A 23,093-nucleotide genomic window follows, 5' to 3' on the forward strand; every position below is an offset into this window, starting at 1 on the left:
GCCGCGATCCCTGAAGCTCTCGGGGATCGCGGCGCCGCCGTTGTATGTGGCCTGCCGAGCGGGTGACGAGACCCCGTCCGGCCACGAGCAACGACCCCCGACTCTTCTGAAACACGGCTGAACCGGGCGCGCTTTCCGTACAGTCGTAACGGCAATGCCGGCGGTTCCGATTTCACACGGTGAAGGCACGCGCGGCGCGTACTGCGGAGATTTCCGCGGTACGCGCCGACGCCTGCCACAGCTGTAGAGCTCCATCGGAGGAAGCATGAATGTCGTTGTCCCGCAGTGCAGGGTCAGATGAGAAGGCGCGCCGGTGTGCGGGCAACTCTGGTGGCCGCCGTCGCGACTGTGAGCATGGTGTGGCCCGGGTCGGCGATGAGCGACACGGTGGTGGATCAAGGTGTTCGGTACGTCGCGCTCGGTGATTCGCGGGCCGCAGGACCGTACCTCGACGCAGCCGCAATGATCGGTGGATGTGCCCGTTCCGATGTGGGATACCCGGCGCTGGTGGCGCACGCACTACGTCCCGCGTCGTTCATCAACGTGTCGTGCGCAGCCGCCCGCACCGACAACGTCACCAGGATCCCGCAGGACACGAAGACCGGACAGGTACCGCGCCAGATAGACCTGCTCGCAGCAGACACCACCCTGGTGACCCTCAGCATCGGCGGCAACGACGTCGGATGGCGCACCCTGGTCTCCGCCTGTTACACCGATCTTCCGGGCGGAGATGCGCACTGCCGGTCCAATCCGAACGTGGCGACTCGAATGGCCGCCGCACTCGACGCGCTGGGTCCGAAAGTGACGGCGACGCTCGGCAAGATCCGGCAGAAGGCGCCCGGTGCGAGGGTCCTGCTCGTCGGGCACGGCGGCATCTTCGGCGACCGCGGGTGCTGGCCGAACATCCCCACCAGCGACGCCGACGCCTCCTTCGTCAAGGGATTCTTCGGCCGGATGAACCAGGTACTCGCCGGTGCAGCCGCGAACACCGGTGCCGAATTCGTGGATGTCGCCGGGGGTTCGGAGGGGCACGACGCGTGCGCCGCTCCCGACCAGCGCTGGTTCGAGGGACAGCAGTCGCTGTCTTTTGCAGCACCGATGCATCCGACCACGGCCGGGATGCGTCATATCGCGGGACGTGTCGTGGCTGCGTGGTAGCAGGCCCGATCTCGCACAGTCCCGAGGCGGATCGGGAAGAGTAGTCCCTGTGCGGCCGCGCAGGGTCGCGTGGGGAGGATCCATGTTCGGCGACCGCTGGGGTGTGACCGACGCCGAGGTCGCCCGCCGCTACCCGTGTGACGACTTCGTCCCCGATCCGACTCTTCAGGCGTGGAGGGGCGTGACCGTGCGCGCCGCTCCGGCTGTCGTCTGGCCTTGGGTCACCCAGCTCCAGATGGCGCCGTATTCGTACGACTGGATAGACAACGGTGGCCGTCGTTCTCCGCAGAGACTGCTCGATATCCCTCCACCGGAGCCCGGCCGGCCCTTCACGCGCACGGCGAACCACCCGCAAGGACGGTTGCTCGCGGTCGAAACGCAGGTGCACTACACAGGACGGATCATGGGCGCTGTCATGTCGTATGTGCTCGTCCCCGCGGGCCCGCACACGAGGTTGCTGTTGAAGCTCGTGATGAGCGGGGCCGGCGTGCTGGCTCCGGCGATCTGTGTCGGCGACCTCGTCATGGCGAGAAGGCAACTGCTCAATCTCGCAAGGCTCGCCGAGCACACGTCGCCGCCGGACGACGCACATGGGTCCACGGCGATCTAGCTTTGGTGGGATAGTGCCCGCTATCCGGGCACTTTGTCACCAAACTTTTCACTCGACCTCCGCCGTCCCGTACCGAGTGTTCCGCCACACAACATCTTCCACCGTGCCGCATCACCGTTCCGGCACCGCTGTCGTCTGCGGAGGGCGATACGCGGGTGCCTTCGCCGACCCGCTGGGTTGGAGTGTGCGCAACAGCGGCATCACCCGGAAGGGCACGACGTTCGACAGCACCATCACGCTCGTCGAGCGGGTGATGATCGACGACCGGTTCAACTCGATGAGGGTGTGTTGTAGTCCGAGGTGGGAGTCGGCGGCGATGCGGCACAGGATGTCACCGGTTCCCGTGGTCGAAAATGCTTCCAGCACGCCGGGAATGGATTCCAGTACTTCGCGAATGGTGGCGAGTGCCCCCTGGGCGATCTCCATCGTGACGAACGCCTGGACATCGAATCCTGCGGCGGCGAGATCGACCTGTGGCCCGTATCCGGCGATGAGGCCGCCGTCTTCGAGTCGTCGCAACCGGGCAGCGCCGGTGGCACGAGCGACGCGGAGTCGCCGGGACAGTTCGAGTACTCCGATCTTGGGATCCGAGTGGAGGACTTCGAGGAGCGCGAAATCCAGTTTGTCGAGTTGCAGGACGTCACGCACGATCGTTCCTTCCCGCCGGGTCGCGGAATGTAGGCCGATTGTATAGCTGAACGGTCGGATGCCGGTGTATTCCGGTCCGGTCGACCAGTTCTGCGAGAACAGATTGCCACCGGCTCCCGACGGGTTTCTCCTGGTGACATCCGACGACGAACCACCTCGCACTCGCGGCAGGAGATCGCTATGACTCTCGAACGGGACCTCACCGATACCGAGCGACTCGCTCGCCTGGACCCGGACGAATTACGCAGGCTCGTCGGAGCCGTCGAGTACGACGCGGCACACGATCCGTTTCCGGTCAGCGGCTGGGACGCGGTGTCGTGGGTGGTCGGCAACGCCACTCAGGCGGTGCACTTCTACCAATCCGCCTTCGGTATGGATCTCGTCGCGTACTCCGGGCCCACGACGGGAAACAGTGACCATCACGCCTACGTATTGTGCAGCGGCGCGGTGCGTTTCGTGATCAAGGGAGCTGTCGACCCGGACAGTCCACTTGCCGATCACCATCGGGTGCACGGAGACGGTGTCGCCGACATCGCGTTGCAGGTTCCCGATGTCGACGCGTGCGTGGAACATGCTCGCGCACAGGGTGCCAGGATCCTCGACGAACCGCACGACGTCTCCGACGAGTACGGCACGGTACGCCTTGCCGCGCTCGCCACGTACGGCGACACCCGGCACACGCTGGTCGACCGGTCGCGATACTCGGGCGTCTATCTGCCCGGATATGTCGAACGTGTCTCCTCCTACCGCCGACACGGCGACGCGGGGGCGCGGATGTTCGAGGCACTCGACCACGTGGTCGGCAACGTCGAACTCGGCCGGATGGACGAGTGGGTCGATTTCTACCGGCGGGTCATGGGTTTCACGAACATGGCGGAGTTCATCGGGGACGACATCGCTACCGATTACTCGGCACTGATGAGCAAGGTGGTGTGCAACGGCAACCATCGTGTGAAGTTCCCGCTCAACGAACCGGCGGTCGCGAAGAAGCGTTCGCAGATCGACGAGTATCTCGACTTCTACCGCGGTCCCGGAGCGCAGCACCTCGCGCTGGCGACCCGCGACATCCTTGCCGCGGTGGACCGCATGCGAGATCAGGGCATCGAATTCCTGCCCACACCCGATGCGTATTACGAGGACCCGGAATTGCGTGCACGCATCGGGGCCGTCCGGGTTCCGGTCGAGGAATTGAAGAAGCGCGGCATCCTCGTCGATCGTGACGAGGACGGATACCTGCTGCAGATCTTCACCAAGCCGGTAGGGGATCGCCCCACGGTGTTCTTCGAACTCATCGAGCGACACGGTTCCGCCGGATTCGGCAAGGGCAATTTCAAGGCCTTGTTCGAAGCTATCGAGCGGGAGCAGGCGGCGCGCGGCAACTTCTGACGACGCGCACGGTCATCGGTCCGGTGCCGGCGGCGACTCCGAGACGATTCCGCGCACCGCGAGCGAGAGTGCGTGACGTGCGAGTGGATCGGACACGTTGCCGGACCCGAGCAGGAGCGCCCCGGGCAGGTCGACGACGCAGTACTTCACGAGGGTGAGTGCGGTCGCATCCTCCCTGCCCCACTGTTCGACGGCGAGCACGGTGAGCAGGGTGGTCAGGGTGCGTCGCAGTCCGGCCAGCTGGTCGCGCTGAGACTCTGCGAGGTCCGGGGTGCGCAGATCGTCGAGGGTGACCGCGAGCAGCAGTTGCGCGCCGAACTCGTCGCGCTCCGCATAGGTGGCCGGCGCGAGCGCTGCCGCGACGATCGCTTCCGTGGGGCCGGAGGCCGTCAGGGTGCTGTCGGCGATGTCGCGCTGGAACTCGAGGAATCGGGTGGCCTCGCGTGCCCACACGGACGCCAGCAGACCGTCCCGGGAGCCGAACGCGTTGTAGATCGCACCGTTCGATGCTCCCGAGACGTCGCTGAGTGCCCGGATCGTCACGCCGGGTGTGCCTCGCCGTACCCACAGGTGGCGCGCGTGATCGAGCAGATCGTCGAGGTCGTGCCGGCGAGGTCGTCCCACGGTGTCCCTATCGGTCGGCGGGGTGTGCAGGTGTGGTGACGGTCAGCCCATCGGCTGCTGGAGGGCTGCGACGGCCGAGGTGAACATCGTCTGCTTGATCGCACCCAGCGTCTTGCGGTCCTTGCCTGCGAGAGGCCGGACGATGTCGGCCGCACCGGTCTGCAGATCGTCGAGGCCGGCGACGGCGTCCACGAGACCGTCCTGGAGGGCCTGCGGTCCGGGGTAGCGATGTCCGGTGGTCATCGCGGTGACTGCCGTCCGGGGAGTGAGCTTGCTGGTGATCAGGGAGGACATGCCGGGCGTGAACGGGATGTGGATGTCGACTTCCGGGAAGCACAGGTAGCCGCGGTCGTCTCGCATGATTCGGTAATCGTGTGCCATCGCCAGCATCGCCCCTGCTCCGAAGGCGTGTCCGTTCAGGGCCGCGACCGTCGGCACGGGCAGGGTCAGGACGCGCGCGAACAGAGCATGGACGCGGTCCACGTAGGACGTGTACTCGTCCAGGTGCTGCCCGAGCCAGTCGAGATCCAGGCCGTTGGAGTAGAACTTTCCGGAACCGATCGTGACCAGTGCGGCCGCGTCGGTGCCGGCCTCGAGTTCGTCGAGGCACTTCTCGACGGCGGTGAGCCACTCCGGGCCGAAGCGGTTCTCGTCGTCACCGAGGTTCAGCGTCCAAATCGGGCCGTCCTGAGTGATCGATGGCATGTGTGACCCCTTTCGTAGGCAGGTCCGCAACGACGGTGGCGGAACAGCGCCGACCATAACAGAGCGGATGCTCTAAAATGGATCTTCCTCGTGCATGCCGCTGTCCCGGGCGGAGGTGAACGGTGCCGCGAATAGGGGATCCTGGTCAGGCCAGGTCGCGAAGCTGACTGCGAAGGGCCTGCTCGGTGTGCCGGACGGCGGTGCCCACGATCGGCTCGATCAGCTTGCCCAATGCCATTCCTGCCAGACCGCCCGGCAATTGGTATGCGAAATCGACGTCGAGCCGGGTCCTTTCGTCGCCGATCTCGATGAAGCGCCACGTCGAGGCCGACCGCATGCCCGCCACGGACTCGAGGGCGAGGGAGCGGCCGAATTCCCATTCGACGACCTCGACCCGCGAGTCGAGAGTCTTGGGTCCCACGCGCATTGTTGCGTCGTAGACGGTTCCCAGGCCGCTGACCTGCGTGCCCACGGGCTGGAATCGGGTCATTCCGAACATCCACTCGGGAACGGTCCGGTGGTCGTCGACGTAGGCGAAGGCGACGTCGGCCGGAATCTCGGCTGTCGCGCTGTGGCGGAGATGGATCATGTCACCGGTCCTTCGAGGTAAGTGCGACGGAGGGTACGGGGAACCGCAGCGCCGGGACAGGGGGATTCCCGAACCCATTGCCCGATCGTCCGCGCAGTGCTTGAATTCGGCGTGACGCACATCACAATTATCCTGCTCAGGAGGCCCGGTGAAGACGAAAGCGGCAGTGATCAAGGGAATCGACCGCCCGTGGGAGATCGAGGAGATCGACCTCGGCGACCCGGTGGCGGGTGAGGTGCAGGTCCGTTTGGCTGCCTCGGGCCTGTGCCACTCGGACGAGCATCTCCGCACGGGCGCAACTCCGCTTCCGTTCTTCCCGGTTCTGGGCGGACACGAGGGTGCCGGCGTGGTCACCAAAGTCGGTCCGGGAGTGACGACCCTCGAGGAGGGTGACCACGTCGTCCTCGCATTCATCCCCGCGTGCGGCCGCTGCCGATCGTGCGCCAAGGGCTTGCAGAACATCTGCGACGAGGGAGCGGGCCTGCTCACCGGGCAGGCGATCTCGGACAAGACTTATCGCGCGAGCTTGAACGGCGACCCGGTCCTGCAGATGTGCCTGCTCGGCACTTTCGCCCCGTACGTCACGGTCAACGAAGCCTCGGTGATCAAGATCGAGAAAGACATTCCGCTCGAGAAGGCCGCACTCCTCGGCTGCGGGGTCGCTACGGGATGGGGTTCGGCCACGGAAATCGGCGGAACCAAGCTCGGCGACACCGTCGTGGTCGTCGGTATCGGCGGCGTCGGCATCAACTCGGTTCAGGGCGCGGCTCACGCGGGCGCCCGGTTCGTCGTCGCAATCGATCCCGTCGAGTACAAGAGGCAGAAGGCGAAAGAATTCGGCGCAAGTCACACGTTCTCGTCACTCGAGGAGGCGGCGCCGGTGATCGGTGAGATCACCTGGGGCGCAATGGCCGATGTCACGATCATCACTGTGGGGGAGATCCACGGGGACATCATCGCGCCCGCGCTCTCGGTCACGGCGAAGGGTGGGCAGGTCGTCGTCGTCGGCATGGGCAACGCAACCGACACGCAGGTCACTCTGAGTCTGTTCGAACTGACGCTTCTCCAAAAGAGACTGCAGGGGGCCATTTTCGGCGGCACAGGTCCGCGTTCGCAGATCCCGAAACTGCTCGACCTCTACCGCAACAAACAACTCGATCTCGACGGCCTCGTCACCAACACCTACAAACTCGAGGACATCAACCAGGGGTACGAAGATATGCACGCGGGCAAGAACCTGCGCGGCCTCATCGTCTACGGAGACGACGACTACTGACCCCGCTCCGCTCGGGTGAGGTGGCCGGGGACCGTCCCCTACGGTGTTGTCCATGGACATGCATGAGGATCCGGTCTCCGGCGACGTCGGGTCGTGGCGGCGTTACGGCCCCCCGACCTTGCCGAAACCTCTTGCGGCGGCCCTCGAAGCGTTCGCCGAACGCGGGTACGACGGCACCTCGATCCGGGAGATCGCGTCGAGGGCTGGATTGTCGGTGCCGGGGCTGTACCACCACTACCCGTCGAAGCAGGCCCTGCTCGTCTCGCTCACCACCACCGTGATGCACGACCTGCTCGACCGCAGCCGCCGGGCGCTCGCCGAGGCCGGCCCGACACCGTCGGAGCAGTTCGACGCCGTGGTCGAATCGCTCCTGCGTTTCCACATGGTCCGGCGGGATCAGGCGTTCGTGGCATCCACCGAGATGCGCAGTATGGAACCCGCGAGCCGTGCGGCCTTCGTCGCCTTGCGCGACGAACAGCAACGCATGCTCGACGGGATCGTCGAAGGCGGGGTGGCGACCGGGGAGTTCACGACTCCGTATCCCAAGGACGCCAGCCGCGCGGTGACGACGATGTGTGTCGGTGTCGCGAGCTGGTACCGCCCGGACGGCCCGTCGAGTCCCGATGACATCGTCCATCGGTACCTGGTCATTGCACGGAGCACCGTCGGGGCGCGGTAGAGCCGGGGTTGACCCACTCTCCGGGATATGCCACCGTAGCGGTCACCGAGCGATCGATCGGTCGGTTGGTCTGGAAGGAGTATCAGCATGGCGGTCGACCTGGCCTACGCCGAGCACGTGCAGGATCTCGTGGCTCGAACCGAAGCGTTCGTTCGCGGCGAAGTGCTTCCCGTCGAGGACGCCCATCGGGGCGACATCGCCGCAGCGGGTGGCGATTCCGTACGGGTGGCACTGCAGAGCGCCGCCAAGGCGGCGGGTGTCTTCGCCCCCCATGCGCCGGTCGAGTACGGCGGCCAGGGCCTCGGGATGGTGGACCGGGCTCCCGTGTTCGAGGCGGCCGGCTACTCCCTGTTCGGCCCCGTGGCCCTGAACATCGCCGCTCCCGACGAAGGCAACGTGCACATGCTCGCGCATATCGCGAGCGACGAGCAGAAGAGCCGATACCTGGCTCCTCTCGCTGCAGGCGACATGCGCTCGGCCTTCGCGATGACCGAACCGGCACCCGGCGCCGGCGCCGACCCCAACGCACTCACGACCCGCGCCGAGAAGACGACGGGGGGCTGGAAGATCAACGGCCGCAAGCACTTCATCACAGGGGCGGACGGCGCCGGATTCTTCATCATCATGGCCCGCACCTCCGGGGAGCCGGGGCAGCGCGGCGGAGCGACGATGTTCCTCGCTCCCGCGGACTCCGACGGGCTGAAGGTGGGTCGTCACATCGAGACGCTCGACAAGTCGATGATCGGCGGACACTGCGAGGTCGACTTCGAGGATCTGTACGTCCCGGACAGCGCAGTGCTCGGTGAAGTGGATCAGGGATTCGCCTACGCGCAGGTCCGGCTCGGCCCGGCTCGCATGACGCACGTCATGCGCTGGCTCGGTGCCGCCCGGCGTGGCCACGACACCGCGCTCCGGTATGTGGCAGGACGTGACGGATTCGGCTCCAAGCTCGGTGATCTCGGCATGATCCAGAAGATGGTCGCCGACAACGAGATCGACATCGCAGCGACCCGGGCTCTGCTGGTGCAGGCATGCTGGGAACTCGACCGGGGATCGCACGCCGCGAACGCCACGTCCATCGCCAAGACCTTCGCCGCCGAGGCCATCTTCCGCATCGTCGATCGCTCGGTCCAGATGTGCGGTGGTCTCGGGGTTTCCGAAGATCTTCCCCTCGCCAGGCTCTCGCGCGAGGTCCGCCCGTTCCGCATCTACGACGGACCGTCCGAGGTGCACCGCTGGGCCATCGCAAAGCGTGCCGTCGGTGCGGCCCGCAAGGCCGCCGCAGCCGAAGGAGCAGCGAAGTGACCGCGGTGCACAAAGGGCTCGACCTCGTCGCGCTCGACCGATTCTTGCGTCGATCCGGGGTTGCGGTCGACGGCGAACTGCGGGCAGAACTCATCTCCGGCGGGAAATCCAATCTCACCTACGGCATCCTCGACGACACATCCCATTGGGTCCTGCGGCGACCACCCACGGCGGGACTGACACCGTCGGCACACGACGTCGCCCGTGAATACCGCATCACGTCCGCGCTGCAGGGCAGTGCGGTGCCGGTCGCGCGCACCGTCGCGCTGTGCGAGGACGACTCCGTGATGGGCGCACCGTTCACGGTGGTGGAGTACGTCGGGGGGCGCGTCGTACGCAGCAAGGACGACCTCGATTCGCTGTCCGATACCGACATCGACCGCTGCACAAGCGAACTCGTGCGCGTGATCGCCGAGCTCCACGCCGTCGACTACGAAGCCGTGGGGCTGGGCGGGTTCGGACGGCCCGACGGGTACGTCACCCGCCAGGTGAAGCTGTGGCAGAGCCAGTGGGACAGGGTGAAAACCCGGGAACTTCCCGATGTCGAGCGGCTGCACGCCGCACTCGCGGACTCGATCCCGGAGTCGCCCGCCCCGTCGATCGTGCACGGTGACTACCGTATCGACAATACGATTCTCTCCCACGACGACGTGGGAAGCGTTGCAGCCGTGGTCGACTGGGAGCTGTCCACTCTCGGCGACCCGCTGACCGACCTCGCCATGATGTGCGTGTACCGGCATCCCGCGCTCGACCAGGTGCTCGGGTTCCCCGCAGCCTGGACCAGCAACAGGCTGCCGTCGGCGGACGACCTCGTCGAGCGATACGCCACCGTCTCGGGACGCGACATCGCCCACTGGAGTTTCTACATGGGCCTCGCCCACTTCAAGCTCGCCGTCATCGCCGAGGGCATCAATCATCGCTGGCGGGCCGGCGCGACCGTCGGCGACGGGTTCGACCGCGCGGGTGACGCGGTGCCCGCGCTCGTCGCCGCAGGACTCGACTTCGTGACGGGAGCAGGTTCGTGATCGCGAGCGCCCTCGTCACCGGGGCGACACGGGGCATCGGCCTCGGCGTCGCCACCCGCCTCGCGGAGCGCGGATTCGCGCTGACGATCTCCGCCCGGGACGCAACCCGGCTCGACGAGGTCGCCGCTCTGTTGCGGGATGCGGGTGCGACGGACGTCCGGACCGTCGCCGCCGACCTGGCGGACCCCGACGCCGCGGGCAGGGTGGTCGCCGCACACGCCGACGCGTTCGGCGCGATGAAGGCCCTGGTACTCAACGCGGGTGTCGGCACCGCCGGCACCATCGCCGAGTTCCCCTCCCGCCGGTTCGACAAGACGGTGGCAGTCAACCTCAACGCGCCGTTCGCTTTGATGCAGGCGGCACTGCCGCTGCTGCGGTCCGGTGCGCGGAACGATCCGGGTCGCGGCGCGAAGGTGATCGCGCTCGCGTCCGTCGCCGGTGTGTACGCCGAAGCCGGTCTCGCCGCGTACGGCGCGACGAAGGCCGCACTCGTGTCGCTGGTGGAAACCCTCAACGCCGAGGAATCGGGTAACGGCGTCTCGGCATCCGCAATCGCTCCCGGGTATGTCGACACCGACATGTCCGAGTGGATCAAAGACCGGATCCCGGCGGAGGACATGCTCGAGGTCGGCGACGTCGTCGAGCTCGTCGACGCACTGCTGAAGTTGTCGTCGCGCGCGGTCCTGCCCCGGCTGGTGCTCAGCCGCGCGGGAGCGAGTCTCTACAGCGCCTGACCTTCCCGCCTGCGCATCACTCGTCGTCCGAGTTCTCCTTTTCTTCGCCTCGCCGGCGAAGGAAGTTGAACCCGGGCACGCCGGTGATCGCCTGACGGAGGTCCTTCACGACGCAGAGCAACTCGTGGATCTCCGGCGCGACCGTGTCGAGCGTGCCGAGGATCGGCATGATCATGTTCATCCGCTCGGACAGCTCGGGAAGCCGGTCGAGCATGAGGATTGCCGCGTGCACTTCCTCCGGCGACAGTTCCTCGATGAACTGGGCCGCGAGGGGCGCAGCCTGACGTGCGAGGGGCTCGTAGGTCTCGAGGAGTTCGCTCGCGATGTCGGCACTTCGTCCGGCGGAGTCGATGATCGTGCGGGCTTCCCCGGCGACGAGAGCGACCTCTCCGACGACCGTCCGGGCCTGCCCGGCGACGGTGCCGACATCTCCGACGATGGCCTCGGCTTGCGTGGCGACGGTGCCGACCTGGCCGACGATGGTGCGCGCTTGTCCGGCGACCGCGTCGGCGTCCGCGACGACAGAAGTCGTCGACGCGATGATCGCCTCGACCCGAGCGACCGCCACTGCGGCATCGTCGACCACGGCGTCGACGCGCCGGATCAGCGATTCGACATTGTCGAGCAGCGCCTCGGCACGGGCGGGCACCGACACCGCGAAGGTGGCGGTGGCGACTGTGCGCTCGACCACCGTGCGCGTGGCACCGAGAAGGGAACCGACGAGAGGGACAGCGGGTAAGGCGATCATCTCGCCATCTTTCACCACGGCGGCCACGGTGCGACAGCAACCTCACGTTTCGGTCGTCCCGTGCGTCTACTCGATGTGAACCTTGCATCGGATGGAAGGATCGAACCCGTGACCGCATCGCGCACGCACACCCTGATCGACACCCCGATCGGTGAGTTGACGTTGGTCAATACCGACGGCGTCCTGTCGGGCCTGTACATGGTGGAGCACCGTCCTTCCCCCGATCGCACTTCCTTCGGGTCCCGGACCACCGAAGGGTTCGACGAGGCGCGGACACAGTTGGACGAGTACTTCGCAGGTGAACGCACCCGCTTCACTCTTCCGCTCGCACCGGCCGGCACCGACTTCCAACGGACGGTGTGGGCCGCGTTGGCGGAGATCGAATACGGCACAACCTGCACCTACACCGCCGTTGCGGCCGCGGTGGGACGGCCCACCGCGGTTCGCGCGGTGGCCGCGGCGAACGCGAGGAACCCGTTGTGCATCGTGGTCCCGTGTCATCGGGTGATCGGGAGCAGCGGCAAGCTCACCGGATATGCCGGGGGTCTCGACCGCAAGCGCCTGCTGCTCGATCGGGAAGCGGCGTTCCGGAGGGCAAAGGCCACTCATGCCCCGGTCTGACACGACGGAGCCCACACATCTACCCCCGTTCGAACGGGTGGTCGCCGACCACGGTCCGACGGTATCGAGGGTGTGCAGGGCTCTGCTGGGTCCCACCGACGCAGACGACGCGTGGTCCGAGACGTTTCTCGCGGCGTTGCGTGCGTACCCCGCCCTGCGGCCGGGCAGCAATATCGAAGCGTGGCTGGTCACCATCGCCCACCGCAAGGCGATCGACGTGCACAGGCTGCGTGGTCGTGCGCCTGTGCCGACGGAGATCGTCCCCGAACGCCCCGCAACAGCGGGATTGCCGGGATCAGGCGACGACCAACTGTGGTCGGCGGTGGCGGCGCTGCCGTTCACGCAGCGCGCAGTGCTGGTGTATCACTACGTGGGCGGGTTGCCGTATGCCGAGATCGGCGCGATTCTCGGCAACAGCGCCGACGCGTCCCGGCGAGCCGCCGCCGACGGCCGGGAAGCGTTGCGCCGCTCCTATCACGCCGAAACAGGAAGCCGCTCATGAACTTTCCTATCCCGTCGGTGTCTACTTCCGATCTGGCCTGGCTGCACGACAAACTCGTCCTCGACGCCGAAGCCGCAGGGTTGCTGGATGTCGCCTACCGCGTCGTCGATACTCCGGTGGGTCCGCTGCTGTTGGCGTCCACCACGGTGGGGCTCGTGAAGGTGGCCTTCGTCGCGGAGGGCGAGGACGCCGTGCTCGACGAACTCGCCCGGCAGATCGGGCCACGCATCCTCGACGCACCCGCCCGGTTCGACGACGCGGTACGTCAGCTCGACGAATACTTCGGCGGCACTCGCACCGCGTTCGATCTCCCTCTCGACTTTCGTCTCGCGACAGGCTTTCGGCGGGAGGTGATCTCGCGGCTTGCCGACATCGAGTACGGACGCACCGCCAGCTACGCGGACGTTGCCGCATCAGCGGGAAGTCCTCGAGCGGTGCGTGCCGTGGGGACGGCATGCGCGAAAAACCCCTTGCCGGTGGTTCTCCCGTGTCATCGCGTCGTCCGCACCGACGGAGGACTCGGGCAGTACGCGGGCGGTGTGGAAGCCAAACAGATCCTGCTGCGGCTCGAAGCCGCCGCGTGATCACTGTCGCCCGGCTCCCGGTGGCGCTCCCATTTTCGGTGCGTCCACTGCTCGCCACCATGCGGAGCCATGCGGTTCCGGGGCACGAACGTCACGATGTAGCCACCGGAACGCACTGTATTGCGCTGCGCACCGCGCACGGTATTGCGAGCGCGGCCGTGACACTCCGCGCCGATACCGGCAGCGTGGTGGCGCGGATCGATGCGCCGCGCCGGGCCGACATCGCAGATGTCGAAGCGGCGGTGCGCCGTTGGCTCGACCTCGACGCCGACCCCACCGTCGTCGACGCCGCGCTTGCCGCCGATCCTGTCCTTGCTCCATTGGTGCGAGCCCGGCCAGGCCTGCGGGTGCTCGGCAGTACCGACTGGTTCACCACGGCCGTGCAGACGATCCTCGGGCAACAGGTGAGTGTCGCGGCAGCAGCCACTTTCGCGGGGCGGCTCGTCGCGGCGTTCGGCGACGACGCGCCAGGTGGATTGCGGTGCTCTCCGACACCGCAACGGATCGCTGCCCTCGCGCCGGAAGATCTGCGTGCGGCGATCGGCACCACACGGTCTCGGGCGAACACCCTGCTGGTCTTGGCCCGAGCGGTATCCGACGGCCTCGATCCCGCGTCGGCGTCCTTTTCCCGTGATCTGCTCGCGCTGCCCGGAATCGGGCCGTGGACCGTCGACTATCTCGCCCTGCGAACCGGCGACCGCGATGCGTACCCCGCCGGTGACCTTGTGCTCCGGCGCGCCCTCGAGGTCGGCACCGCACGCGAAGCGACTGCGCTCGCGGCACAGTGGCAACCGTGGCGTGCCTACGCGGTTGCTCATCTGTGGGCGCATGCAACATTGAATCGGCACCCGTAACGCCCGAACGCACGTATTCTTCGGCCAGTCCGGAATGTGCCAGCAGTCCGTCAGCAGTACCCGAGACGGGGGTGTAGACCGCCATGTCGACGAAGCCACGCGTCACGTCCGGTCTGTTGTGGCGGTGCATCGCGTGCGTGACAGTTGCCGTCACGGCCATGGTTCTCGGCGCGGGCAGCAGTGTGGCACAGCCGATCCCGGAGCCCCTGCCTTCGCAGGATCCGTTCTACACCTATGACGGTCCGCTGGCGGATTTCGCTCCGGGCACGATTCTTCGCTCCAGGCCCTCGGTGTTTGCCGCACCGGGTGTCACCACGCCGGTCACCAGCACACAGGTCCTCTACCGTACGACCGACCAGCAGGGCGAGCCGACCGACACCGTTGCGACTGTGCTTCAACCGCTCGCACCGGGGCCCACCAAGCTCATTTCGTTCCACATGGCGTACGACGCACTCGGATCCGAGTGCGATCCCTCCTATACGTTGACCGGGAGCGCTGACAGTGGTGTGTCGCTTGCGGAGCAGACCGTCATCGCCGGATATATCGCCGCGGGATACACCGTTGTGGCTCCCGATTACGAAGGGCCGGAACTGGAGTGGACGGTCGGACGCGAATCGGCGTACGCGGCACTCGACGGGATCAAGGCTACCGAAGAACTGCTGTCGCTTCCCGATTCGACGCCCGTCGGCCTGATCGGCTACTCCGGTGGATCGGTACCGACCCAGTGGGGCGCCGAGGTGGCGCCGAGTTACGCGCCCGAACTGAATATCATCGGCGCTGCCGCCGGCGGCGTGCCGGTCGATCTCGCACACAACCTGCCCTACGTCAGCGGTAGCGCGAAATGGGCGGGCGTGATTCCGGCTTTGGTTGTGGCCTATCAGCGTACATACGACCTCGACACGGACGCGTTTCTCTCCGACCGGGGCAAGCAGGTCGTCGCCGAGGTTGCCAACCGGTGCATTGCGGAGTTCGCGTCCGACTATCCGGGGCTCACCGACGCGGATATGGTTCGTGCGCCCTACCGGTCGTTGCTCGACGTCCGAGAAGTGGCGATCGCGATCAACGACAACATCATGGGCACCGCCGGTACCCCGATTGTTCCGATGTTCCTGGCTGTCGGCCACAGCGACCCCATCGGCGACACCATCATGGTGACCGGCGACGTCGAAGGGCTTGCCCATACGTACTGCACTCGCGGAGTCGCGGTGGCCTATTCCCAGTACGACGGCCTCGACCACGAGGAGGCATTCGTTCCGTTCCAGGCGCAGGCGGCCGAGTTCCTGAACAGTCGCTTCGCCGGCGACAACGTCCGAAACGACTGTGCCTCGATCGGAGTCGGAAATTCGCTCGCGCCTGTTCCGGTGCCCGCAGGCTGATGTCGGGGCTCAGGTTCCTCCGGACCGTGCCGCGTGCGACTAGGCGAGTGCGAAGACCGGGAAACCTGGTGCGATAGCCGCCAACTCGTCATCGCTGGAGTTTTTGGTGACACCGTCGAAAAATTTCCCGACTTCCCAGCCCCACCGTTGCAGATACTGGCGCAGCACCGGGATCTTGTCGGCGTCCGCAACTTCGGAGGCGCTGAATTCTTCGACGCGACGCCCGAGGCGAAGTTCCCCGGTGCCGGCTACCCGCAGATTGCGCACCCATTGCGTGTGGCCGCGCGGGGCGACGAGGTAGCGCCTGCCGTCGGAGGTGGTCAGCACATTGACCATGGTGGTGCGCCATTCGCCGCTTTTCCTGCCGCGCACTGCGAGCAGGCGAGAGCCCGCGACGCTGATTCCGAGCTTGGGAAGTGTGTTGAAGAACCGGTTCATGATCGAGTCCAGTCCGGTGGGACCGATGTAGCGGGTGGAGGCATACATGACGTTTCCTCACTCTCATTCAGAGAGCGGTGCTCTCTGTTGAGAGCCAGTGTGCGCCGGTTGGCGGGGCAGAGTCAAGAGCAGTGCTCTCTGTTGCCGTGTCGGCTGCCCGGGACCGGCCCGTCACCACTGCGAGACGCTTACTCCGGGTCGTCGGCGTAGGTCGTGCGCACGGCTGTCTTCATCGGAAAGCGGACCCGCGTATTGCCGAACATCAATCGGGTGGCGACGTCGACCGACGCGGAGATGTGCGCGGACGCGAGCGCGGGGTTGCGGGTGTGCACCACGACTTCGTCGTGCTGGAAGAACACGAGCTCGCCTGCGGTCGGGTCGGGATCGGTGGTCAGCCGTCGCCGCAGTTCGGCGAGGAGGCACAGCGCCCACTCGGCGGCAGTGGCCTGCACGACGAAGTTCCGGGTGAAGCGGCCGCGGGCACGGACGTCGGGCCCGGACTGAAAACCCGGCGGTGCGGGCGGGCAGGCGCGCCCGAGCCACGAATGCACGACCTCCCCGCGTTCACCGGCCTTCGCTGCACGCTCGACGAATTCCACCGCGTCGGGAAAGCTCTTTCGAAGGACAGCGAGCAGCGACCGGGAGTCACCGGAGGTCGCGCCGTACAGCACTCCGAGCACCGCGACTTTCGCCTTCGCGCGGTCGCCGGCGAACGCGGTGGCGGCAACGGGTGCGTACAGGTCGTCCTCGCCCGCGGCGGCGACCATCCGGGGATCACCGGACATCGCCGCGAGGATCCGCGGCTCGAGTTGCCCCGCATCGGCGACGACGAACGTCCACCCGGGGTCGGCAACCACACTCGAGCGGAGCGCTTTCGGGATCTGAAGTGCACCGCCGCCGCGGCTTGCCCAGCGGCCCGAGACGACGGCGCCGGGGACATAGACCGGCCGGAACCTGTTGCCGTGCACCCAGGTATCGAGCCAGTGCCACCCGTTGGTGCTGAACAGTTTCGCCAGGTCGCGGTGCCGGAGAAGCAGCGGCACCGCAGGATGGTCGATCTCCTGCAGGATGTGCTTGCGCGTGGACTGCACTTCGATGCCTTCGCGCCGGAAGGCGTCGAGTACCTCGGTATGCGAGGCGGGATTGACCGGGCGGCCGAACGCCGACCCGATCTCCTCGGTCACGGCGACGATGCCGGCGGGCATCTCGTAGCCGGTGGGCCGTGGTCCGAGAGTGCGTTCGAGGTGTCGTCGATGGGATTCGGCCGAGAACGGCAGTCCGCCGAACCCCATCTCGGCAGCGGCCAACGTCCCCGCCGACTCCGCGGCCACGAGTAACTCCAGACGGGGATCACCGGTGATGCGGCGGCGCTGGTCGGCGAACCGGGAGATCACGGTGTCGAGGTCCACGGCCGGTGCTGCGTCGAACAAGCCGGGTCGCTCGTCGACCGGGTCGTCGGCGGGCGGAGGGGGTAGGCCCTCGCGCGTGCTCAGGATTGCGCCCGTCGTCGCCAGGTCGTGGCATCGCTGGACGCGCACGCCGGCACGAAGGAGTTCGCCGTACACCGACGAAGTGGACGTCCACACCCATCGGGGACGATCGGTGGCTTCGATCTCGGCCACCGCGGCGGCGAGGTCGCGATGATGTCGCACCGCTGCGTCGGGGGTTCCGTTCTCGTCGACGGTGACGGTACTGGCGCCGCGTACGGCACCGCTACCGGATGGATGAGGAACGACAACCGTGCGCACCGCTCAAGTGTGCCTCTCGAGGTGTGGCTCTTCTTCGCCGCCCGGCCTCCGGCCCGTCGGGCCCAAGATCGTCTTCACCCCCCGTTTCACCCAAGACCGGCGGCCCCGGGCTCCGCAGCGCGGCTACGGTGGTCGTGCGGAGCCCCGCCGCAACCCCGACATGCGGTGGGGTTCCGTTGTGCCGGGACTATCCGATCTTGACGCTCTCCAGGACGCGTGTGGTCGCAGGCGCATCCTCGAGACGGTGGAATCCGCGCCGATCGTAGATCCAGGTGACCACCACACCGATCAACAGGCCGACACCCAGACCCACGAGGGTCATCTTCGTGCCTTCGGCAAGGCCTGCGGAAAGGTTGCCGTCGAAGTAGAGGATGGCGCGCACCGCGAGGTAGATCTGATGCATCGGTTCGAAGGTGGCGAGCCACTCGAAGAGCGGCGGCGACGCCTCGATCGGAATCGTGCCGCCGGAGGACGGCAGTCCCAGCACGATGAACAGCATCAGGTTCACGATCAGTCCGGCGGGTCCGAACACGGACATCACCGAGAGCGAGGTGATGCCGACCGCGGAGATGGCGAGGGCGCCGTACTCCCAGAGCAACAGCGGGCGTGGCACGGGCATCCCGAGCGCCGTGCCGATCCCCAGATACAGCGCGGACACGACCAGTGCGAGGACGACCAGGATGCCCCATTTGAGGAACAGCACCTGAAGTCGCGACATCCTGGTGGTTTCCTTGGTGATGTACAACGGTCCGTATTCGGTGGGCACGAACCCCAGCGCGGAATCGACGATGGAACTGACGATGGTCGCACCGGTGAAGCCCGCCAGGATGAGAAGCAGCGTGTAGTAGAACGCGGACAGCCCGGAACCGGTGTGGGCAGGCAGGGGTTTGTGCTCGACGTCCAGGACGTTGATGGGCTCAGCAAGTGTGAGCGCGCTACCGCCCGAGAGCTGGAGATCGGGCGCGGTCTCCGCAAGCGTCGTACGGACGGTCTTCGTCAGTTCTTCGCCCACCGACTTGTTGACGGTGGTCAGCGCCTCGTCACCGATGATCCCGACGATGGCTGACGCGAACGTTCCGGTGCGGGGGTTGCTGTAGAGGGTGATGACGGGTTTCTCGATGTCACCGGGGACGACGCTGGCTTGCGCGAGGATCGACGTGCGCTTCGTGAAATCGCTCGGAATCACGATCGCGCCGTACAGTTCGCCGGTGTCGAGGCCGCGGTGCGCTGCGGCTATCCCCATTTCCTGGAGAGCGATGCGCTCGGAATCGACGCCGTCGAGCACCGCGGCGGTGATCTCGGATCCGAGGTTGCGGCGCGCATCGGCTCCCGGCATGACGTCGCCGACATCCTGGTTGACGATCGCCATCGGGAACTCGCGGAGATTCTCGGACGGCTCGAGCATGCTGCCCAGGTAGAAATAGCCCAACGCAGCCATCACCGCAGTGACCACCACGAGTGGTGCCAGCCAGAACCGGGCGCCCCGCAGGGTGTGTCGATGTGGATCGACCGGGATGTCGGAAAAACTCACCCGTCGATTGTGCACACGTGTGTGCTGATTCGTAGAACCAAGTGGCGGAGTGCACATGGGGCGCGTGGAGAAAGCGTGGGTCACGCCGGGGTGAACCAACCAGCAATGGCGACAGGACTCTGGCTCTTCACAATAGTGTGTGTCACACAGTATGGTGAGCCGCATGAGTGATCTTGATGTGTATGCCGGGCACGACCAGGAGGTGCGACGAGGGTCCGTCGTCGTCGCGAGCCTCCTGATGCTGCGCGTTCCGGGCTACGGCTACGGATTGCTCGAGGCTCTCGCAGCCGCCGGAATCGCCGTCGACGCCGGCACGCTGTATCCGTTGCTGCGACGACTCGAAAAGCAAGGCCTGCTCGTCAGCGAGTGGAACACCGACGAGGCGAGACCACGCAAGTTCTACCGGACCTCCGAAGCCGGCGCGGAAGTTGCGCAGCGGCTCCTCGACGAGTGGTCGGGTCTCGCTCGCACCTTGCAGGCCATCGCATCCACCTCGGAAGAAGGTGCATCATGACGCTCACAGACCGCTACATCGCCGCAGCTTTGCGCAGCCTTCCTGCCGACAAGCATCAGGACATCGGCCGTGAACTCCGCGGCTCGATCGCGGACGCCGTCGACGCCCGGATCGCGGCGGGCGAGTCACCGGTGGATGCGGAGGCCGCGGTACTCACCGACCTCGGCGATCCGGACCGGCTCGCGGCAGGGCTCGCGGGACGCCCCATGTACCTGATCGGGCCCGAGTTCTTCCTCGACTGGTGGCGCCTGCTGAAGGCGCTGTTGTGGATTGCTCCTCTCGTCGGGGCGATCCTGCTCGTGGTCGACCTCATCGGGGGCAGTACCGGCGTCGAGGTGCTCGTCACGGGGTTGTCCAGCACCGTGGAAGTGGCCCTGCAGATCGTTTTCTGGGTCACGGTCGTCTTCGCCGTGTTGGAGCGCAACGGCACCCGTCGCAAGGATTTCGCCGCCGAGTGGACCGTCGACCAGCTACCGCAGTCCGTCACCAACGGACGCGTGTCGCTGGGGGATACCGTCTTTTCCGTCGGAATGCTCGTGTTCCTCATCGTGGTGTTCATCGCGCAGCGGACGTCCTCTTCCTTCGAAGACTCCGAGGGTGTCCCGATCCCGTTCATCGCACCAGACCTGTGGAACTTCTGGATGCCGGTGCTCCTCGCCGTACTGGCGCTCGAGGCCGTGTTCGAGATCGTCAAGTACACGGTCCGGCGCCGGACGATTCTGCTGGCCGGCGTCGACACCGTTCTCAACCTGCTTCTCGCGATTCCGCTGGTCTGGCTGCTGACGAGCGACAGGTTTCTCAACCCTGCGTTCTTCGACGCCGTTTTTTCGGGTGTCACCTTCGCGGGCGGACCCGAACAGATGGCGCGCTTCTCTCAGGGGATCCTCGTCGTAGTCGTGGTGGTGGCGGCGTGGAGCATCGGTGAGGCGTGGTTCAAAGCACTGCGCCCGCTGTCCCGCTCGTCGGCGGCGGTGTCGCTGTAACGTCGTCACCGACCTGCGCGGCACCACCCCAGGAACCCCCGGGAGTCGAACCATGGCGTTCTACCGACAGCTCGGCGTCATCCCGCCCAAGCGTCACACCCAGCACCGGGACGACCGCGGCGCCCTCTACTACGAGGAATTGATGGGCGAGGAGGGATTCTCCTCGGACTCGTCGCTGCTCTACCACCGGTACATCCCGTCCGCGATCGCCGACGCCACCACATGGGAACTCGGCGACCAGAACACCGCGCCGAACCACCCGCTCGCACCACGGCACCTCGAACTCCACAAGCTCTTCCCCCCGGAGATCTGGTCGGAGACCGACGTGGTCACCGGACGTCGTCTGATCCTCGGGAACCCGGACGTGCGGATCTCATATGTCGTCTCGTCGAAGGAATCACCGCTCTACCGCACCGTGGTCGGCGACGAAATGGTGTATGTCGAGTCCGGAACCGCCGATGTCCACACGGTTTTCGGCACTCTCTCGGCGAAACCCGGCGACTACGTGCTGCTGCCGGCAGCCACCACGCATCGCTGGGTGCCGACCGGTGACGAACCACTGCGTGCCTACATCATCGAGGCGAACAGTCACATCGCTCCGCCGAAGCGTTACCTGTCGAAGTACGGGCAGTTCCTCGAGCACGCCCCCTTCTGCGAGCGCGATCTGCACGGTCCCGCGGAACCGGTACAGGTCGAGGAGGAGAACGTCGACGTCCTCGTCAAGCACCGCACGTCACGCGGGATTGTCGGCACGCGATACGTGCTGGCGCATCATCCCTTCGACGTCGTCGGGTGGGACGGCTGCCTGTACCCGTTCACGTTCTCCGTTCACGACTTCGAGCCGATCACCGGCCGTGTCCATCAGCCGCCACCCACGCATCAAGCGTTCGAAGGCAACAACTTCGTGATCTGTAATTTCGTGCCCCGCAAGGTGGACTACCACCCGCTCGCGATTCCGGTGCCGTACTACCACTCCAACGTCGATTCGGACGAGGTGATGTTCTATTGCGGCGGAGACTACGAAGCCCGCAAGGGTTCGGGCATCGGGCAGGGGTCGGTTTCCGTCCACCCGGGCGGTCACGCGCACGGTCCGCAACCCGGTGCCTACGAGCGCAGCATCGGTGTCGAATACTTCGACGAACTGGCCGTCATGGTCGACACCTTCCGCCCGCTCGAACTCGGTGAAGGTGCACTCGCCTGCGAGGACCCGTCCTATGCGCGCAGTTGGAATCGCACTCCGGGAGCAGGGGAGTGACCCACCCACGACGCGCTGTCATCGCAATCCCCGAGGGCTCACTCTTCGGACCGGACAACCTGCCCTACGGCGTCTTCTCCACCGCGGATACCGAACCGCGCGTCGGTGTGCGCGTGGGTGATTCGGTTCTCGACCTGAGCCGGCTGTTCGACGACATCGTCTTCGCCGAACCGTCACTCAACGCATTCATGGCACAGGGACGCACGCGGTGGGACGAGGTCCGTGCCGCAATCCAGGACGCGATCACCGGTGACCTCGACGACGACGCGGTATTCACGATCGACGACGTCACGATGCATCTTCCGATCGAGGTCGCCGATTACGTCGACTTCTACGCCTCCGAGAATCATGCCTCGAACCTGGGCCGGTTGTTCCGTCCCCAGAACCCCGACCCGCTCATGCCCAACTGGAAGCACCTGCCGGTGGGGTATCACGGCAGGTCGAGCACCGTCGTGACCTCGGGTGTGGATATTGTGCGCCCGTGCGGTCAGCGCAAGGGACCGAACGACGAGGTGCCGGTCTTCGGCCCGTCGATCCGGCTCGACATCGAAGCGGAAATGGGGTTCGTCGTGGGCGTCGGTTCGCCGATGGGCTCACAGATCGCTCCCGACGAGTTCGCCGACCACTGCTTCGGCGCGGTGATCCTCAACGACTGGTCGGCCCGCGACATCCAGGCGTGGGAGTACGTCCCGCTCGGCCCCAATCTCGGAAAGTCGTTCGCGACGTCGATCTCTCCGTGGGTGGTGCCGCTTGCCGCTCTCGAGGCCGCGCGGATCGACACGCCGGTGCAGGACCCGGAACCGCTGCCCTATCTGACGGGCAACGAGAAGTGGGGTCTGGACATCGATCTCGCCGTCGAATGGAACGGCCATATCGTGTCGCGTCCCCCGTACGCGCAGATGTATTGGTCGCCGGCGCAGATGCTCGCCCACACGTCGGTCAACGGGGCGGCCACGAGGACCGGCGATCTGTTCGGTTCCGGCACCGTCTCCGGGGCGGAGAAGGACCAGCGCGGCGCCTTCATCGAACTCACGTGGGGTGGCAAGGAACCCGTGCAGGTCGGAGATGACACCCGCACGTTCGTAGAGGACGGCGACGAAATCGCCATCTCGGCCACCGCACCGGGCCCCAACGGCACCCGTATCGGATTCGGCGAGGTCCGCACTCGTATTCTGCCGGCCACGGGCGCGGTGAACTGAC

General features: G+C 66.4%; 25 protein-coding genes. 17 read left to right on the top strand and 8 right to left on the bottom strand.

The genetic code is table 11. The annotated features are described in order from the left end of the window. The first annotated feature begins 297 nt into the window (after positions 1-297). Positions 298-1,158 carry an SGNH/GDSL hydrolase family protein gene (locus TVH25_RS06990; RefSeq protein WP_169622831.1) on the top strand — a complete coding sequence of 287 codons (861 nt, stop codon included), beginning with the start codon at positions 298-300 and terminating at the stop codon, positions 1,156-1,158. 82 nt (positions 1,159-1,240) lie between these two features. Next, positions 1,241-1,768 (top strand): polyketide cyclase, encoded by a 528-nt coding sequence (locus tag TVH25_RS06995; RefSeq protein ID WP_169622832.1) that lies wholly within the window; start codon positions 1,241-1,243, stop codon positions 1,766-1,768. Positions 1,769-1,879: 111 nt separating this feature from the next. Here TVH25_RS06995 and TVH25_RS07000 read toward each other — a convergent pair whose 3' ends face one another. After that, a complete protein-coding gene (locus TVH25_RS07000; RefSeq protein WP_169622833.1) occupies positions 1,880-2,416 on the bottom strand; it encodes an Lrp/AsnC family transcriptional regulator in 537 nt (178 codons plus the stop codon). Positions 2,417-2,596: 180 nt separating this feature from the next. On the opposite strand from TVH25_RS07000, the gene hppD reads away from it, so the two are divergent. Further along, on the top strand, positions 2,597-3,802 hold the full coding sequence (gene hppD / locus TVH25_RS07005; RefSeq protein WP_169653281.1) for a 4-hydroxyphenylpyruvate dioxygenase: 1,206 nt from the start codon (positions 2,597-2,599) through the stop codon (positions 3,800-3,802). Between the two features lie 12 nt (positions 3,803-3,814). On the opposite strand, the gene TVH25_RS07010 is transcribed toward hppD, so the two are convergent. The 3 genes from TVH25_RS07010 to TVH25_RS07020 all read right to left on the bottom strand — a co-directional run bounded on the left by TVH25_RS07010 (position 3,815) and on the right by TVH25_RS07020 (position 5,720). Beyond that, the gene (locus TVH25_RS07010; RefSeq protein WP_296549173.1) at positions 3,815-4,426 is read right to left on the bottom strand and encodes a TetR/AcrR family transcriptional regulator; all 612 of its coding nucleotides are present in this window, start codon (positions 4,424-4,426) and stop codon (positions 3,815-3,817) included. A 42-nt stretch (positions 4,427-4,468) separates the two neighbouring features. Continuing rightward, positions 4,469-5,131 (bottom strand): enoyl-CoA hydratase/isomerase family protein, encoded by a 663-nt coding sequence (locus TVH25_RS07015; protein WP_169622836.1) that lies wholly within the window; start codon positions 5,129-5,131, stop codon positions 4,469-4,471. A gap of 145 nt (positions 5,132-5,276) precedes the next feature. Then, positions 5,277-5,720 (bottom strand): SRPBCC family protein, encoded by a 444-nt coding sequence (locus TVH25_RS07020; RefSeq protein ID WP_169622837.1) that lies wholly within the window; start codon positions 5,718-5,720, stop codon positions 5,277-5,279. A 148-nt stretch (positions 5,721-5,868) separates the two neighbouring features. On the opposite strand from TVH25_RS07020, the gene TVH25_RS07025 reads away from it, so the two are divergent. From TVH25_RS07025 to TVH25_RS07045, 5 genes are all read left to right on the top strand, one after another. After that, positions 5,869-6,996 (top strand): NDMA-dependent alcohol dehydrogenase, encoded by a 1,128-nt coding sequence (locus TVH25_RS07025; protein WP_422423675.1) that lies wholly within the window; start codon positions 5,869-5,871, stop codon positions 6,994-6,996. Between the two features lie 52 nt (positions 6,997-7,048). Beyond that, on the top strand, positions 7,049-7,675 hold the full coding sequence (locus TVH25_RS07030) for a TetR/AcrR family transcriptional regulator (protein WP_169622839.1): 627 nt from the start codon (positions 7,049-7,051) through the stop codon (positions 7,673-7,675). A gap of 87 nt (positions 7,676-7,762) precedes the next feature. After that, positions 7,763-8,980, top strand: a complete 1,218-nt coding sequence (locus tag TVH25_RS07035; protein WP_422423676.1) for an acyl-CoA dehydrogenase family protein — start codon at positions 7,763-7,765, stop codon at positions 8,978-8,980. Next, positions 8,977-10,005: a phosphotransferase family protein gene (locus TVH25_RS07040; protein WP_422423677.1), complete on the top strand. Its 1,029-nt coding sequence runs from the start codon at positions 8,977-8,979 to the stop codon at positions 10,003-10,005. The genes TVH25_RS07035 and TVH25_RS07040 overlap by 4 nt, the downstream gene beginning before the upstream one ends. Next, on the top strand, positions 10,002-10,739 hold the full coding sequence (locus TVH25_RS07045; RefSeq protein ID WP_422423678.1) for an SDR family NAD(P)-dependent oxidoreductase: 738 nt from the start codon (positions 10,002-10,004) through the stop codon (positions 10,737-10,739). Before TVH25_RS07040 ends, TVH25_RS07045 begins: the two co-directional genes overlap by 4 nt. Positions 10,740-10,755: 16 nt before the next feature. Here TVH25_RS07045 and TVH25_RS07050 read toward each other — a convergent pair whose 3' ends face one another. Continuing rightward, positions 10,756-11,505, bottom strand: a complete 750-nt coding sequence (locus tag TVH25_RS07050) for a ribulose 1,5-bisphosphate carboxylase large subunit (protein WP_296549180.1) — start codon at positions 11,503-11,505, stop codon at positions 10,756-10,758. 90 nt (positions 11,506-11,595) lie between these two features. On the opposite strand from TVH25_RS07050, the gene TVH25_RS07055 reads away from it, so the two are divergent. The 5 genes from TVH25_RS07055 to TVH25_RS07075 all read left to right on the top strand — a co-directional run bounded on the left by TVH25_RS07055 (position 11,596) and on the right by TVH25_RS07075 (position 15,424). Next, complete coding sequence (locus TVH25_RS07055) at positions 11,596-12,108, top strand: methylated-DNA--[protein]-cysteine S-methyltransferase (RefSeq protein WP_169622843.1); 513 nt, start codon at positions 11,596-11,598, stop codon at positions 12,106-12,108. Beyond that, the gene (locus TVH25_RS07060) at positions 12,095-12,610 is read left to right on the top strand and encodes an RNA polymerase sigma factor (protein WP_169622844.1); all 516 of its coding nucleotides are present in this window, start codon (positions 12,095-12,097) and stop codon (positions 12,608-12,610) included. The genes TVH25_RS07055 and TVH25_RS07060 overlap by 14 nt, the downstream gene beginning before the upstream one ends. Continuing rightward, entirely contained in the window at positions 12,607-13,194 is a 588-nt protein-coding gene (locus tag TVH25_RS07065; protein ID WP_169622845.1) for a methylated-DNA--[protein]-cysteine S-methyltransferase, read from the top strand. The genes TVH25_RS07060 and TVH25_RS07065 overlap by 4 nt, the downstream gene beginning before the upstream one ends. Further along, positions 13,191-14,048 (top strand): DNA-3-methyladenine glycosylase family protein, encoded by an 858-nt coding sequence (locus tag TVH25_RS07070; RefSeq protein ID WP_169622846.1) that lies wholly within the window; start codon positions 13,191-13,193, stop codon positions 14,046-14,048. Before TVH25_RS07065 ends, TVH25_RS07070 begins: the two co-directional genes overlap by 4 nt. A gap of 83 nt (positions 14,049-14,131) precedes the next feature. Continuing rightward, positions 14,132-15,424: a lipase family protein gene (locus tag TVH25_RS07075; protein WP_169653290.1), complete on the top strand. Its 1,293-nt coding sequence runs from the start codon at positions 14,132-14,134 to the stop codon at positions 15,422-15,424. Positions 15,425-15,463: 39 nt separating this feature from the next. Here TVH25_RS07075 and TVH25_RS07080 read toward each other — a convergent pair whose 3' ends face one another. The 3 genes from TVH25_RS07080 to TVH25_RS07090 all read right to left on the bottom strand — a co-directional run bounded on the left by TVH25_RS07080 (position 15,464) and on the right by TVH25_RS07090 (position 19,141). Next, positions 15,464-15,910 carry a nitroreductase/quinone reductase family protein gene (locus TVH25_RS07080; RefSeq protein ID WP_422423680.1) on the bottom strand — a complete coding sequence of 149 codons (447 nt, stop codon included), beginning with the start codon at positions 15,908-15,910 and terminating at the stop codon, positions 15,464-15,466. 140 nt (positions 15,911-16,050) lie between these two features. Beyond that, positions 16,051-17,610 carry a bifunctional 3'-5' exonuclease/DNA polymerase gene (locus tag TVH25_RS07085; protein WP_422423681.1) on the bottom strand — a complete coding sequence of 520 codons (1,560 nt, stop codon included), beginning with the start codon at positions 17,608-17,610 and terminating at the stop codon, positions 16,051-16,053. Positions 17,611-17,797: 187 nt separating this feature from the next. After that, positions 17,798-19,141 (bottom strand): YhgE/Pip domain-containing protein, encoded by a 1,344-nt coding sequence (locus TVH25_RS07090; protein WP_296549186.1) that lies wholly within the window; start codon positions 19,139-19,141, stop codon positions 17,798-17,800. Between the two features lie 163 nt (positions 19,142-19,304). On the opposite strand from TVH25_RS07090, the gene TVH25_RS07095 reads away from it, so the two are divergent. From TVH25_RS07095 to fahA, 4 genes are read left to right on the top strand one after another with little or no spacing between them, the layout of a single operon-like run. Then, positions 19,305-19,655 carry a PadR family transcriptional regulator gene (locus TVH25_RS07095; protein ID WP_422423682.1) on the top strand — a complete coding sequence of 117 codons (351 nt, stop codon included), beginning with the start codon at positions 19,305-19,307 and terminating at the stop codon, positions 19,653-19,655. Then, a complete protein-coding gene (locus TVH25_RS07100) occupies positions 19,652-20,638 on the top strand; it encodes a permease prefix domain 1-containing protein (RefSeq protein ID WP_296549188.1) in 987 nt (328 codons plus the stop codon). The genes TVH25_RS07095 and TVH25_RS07100 overlap by 4 nt, the downstream gene beginning before the upstream one ends. Before the next feature lie 52 nt (positions 20,639-20,690). Then, positions 20,691-21,893 carry a homogentisate 1,2-dioxygenase gene (locus tag TVH25_RS07105; RefSeq protein WP_422423683.1) on the top strand — a complete coding sequence of 401 codons (1,203 nt, stop codon included), beginning with the start codon at positions 20,691-20,693 and terminating at the stop codon, positions 21,891-21,893. Next, positions 21,890-23,092, top strand: a complete 1,203-nt coding sequence (gene fahA / locus TVH25_RS07110; RefSeq protein ID WP_422423684.1) for a fumarylacetoacetase — start codon at positions 21,890-21,892, stop codon at positions 23,090-23,092. The genes TVH25_RS07105 and fahA overlap by 4 nt, the downstream gene beginning before the upstream one ends. Position 23,093: the final 1 nt, after the last annotated feature.

The sequence above is a fragment of the Rhodococcus sp. 7Tela_A2 genome, assembly GCF_049311045.1.
Taxonomy (GTDB): Bacteria; Actinomycetota; Actinomycetes; order Mycobacteriales; family Mycobacteriaceae; genus Rhodococcus.

Coding starts and splice junctions, on each gene's coding strand:
- TVH25_RS06990 (WP_169622831.1), top strand. CDS start 298: ATGAGAAGGCGCGCCGGTGTGCGGGCAACTCTGGTGGCCGCCGTCGCG.
- TVH25_RS06995 (WP_169622832.1), top strand. CDS start 1,241: ATGTTCGGCGACCGCTGGGGTGTGACCGACGCCGAGGTCGCCCGCCGC.
- hppD (WP_169653281.1), top strand. CDS start 2,597: ATGACTCTCGAACGGGACCTCACCGATACCGAGCGACTCGCTCGCCTG.
- TVH25_RS07015 (WP_169622836.1), bottom strand. CDS start 5,131: ATGCCATCGATCACTCAGGACGGCCCGATTTGGACGCTGAACCTCGGT.
- TVH25_RS07020 (WP_169622837.1), bottom strand. CDS start 5,720: ATGATCCATCTCCGCCACAGCGCGACAGCCGAGATTCCGGCCGACGTC.
- TVH25_RS07030 (WP_169622839.1), top strand. CDS start 7,049: ATGGACATGCATGAGGATCCGGTCTCCGGCGACGTCGGGTCGTGGCGG.
- TVH25_RS07035 (WP_422423676.1), top strand. CDS start 7,763: ATGGCGGTCGACCTGGCCTACGCCGAGCACGTGCAGGATCTCGTGGCT.
- TVH25_RS07060 (WP_169622844.1), top strand. CDS start 12,095: ATGCCCCGGTCTGACACGACGGAGCCCACACATCTACCCCCGTTCGAA.
- TVH25_RS07065 (WP_169622845.1), top strand. CDS start 12,607: ATGAACTTTCCTATCCCGTCGGTGTCTACTTCCGATCTGGCCTGGCTG.
- TVH25_RS07075 (WP_169653290.1), top strand. CDS start 14,132: ATGTCGACGAAGCCACGCGTCACGTCCGGTCTGTTGTGGCGGTGCATC.
- TVH25_RS07080 (WP_422423680.1), bottom strand. CDS start 15,910: ATGTATGCCTCCACCCGCTACATCGGTCCCACCGGACTGGACTCGATC.
- TVH25_RS07095 (WP_422423682.1), top strand. CDS start 19,305: ATGAGTGATCTTGATGTGTATGCCGGGCACGACCAGGAGGTGCGACGA.
- TVH25_RS07100 (WP_296549188.1), top strand. CDS start 19,652: ATGACGCTCACAGACCGCTACATCGCCGCAGCTTTGCGCAGCCTTCCT.
- TVH25_RS07105 (WP_422423683.1), top strand. CDS start 20,691: ATGGCGTTCTACCGACAGCTCGGCGTCATCCCGCCCAAGCGTCACACC.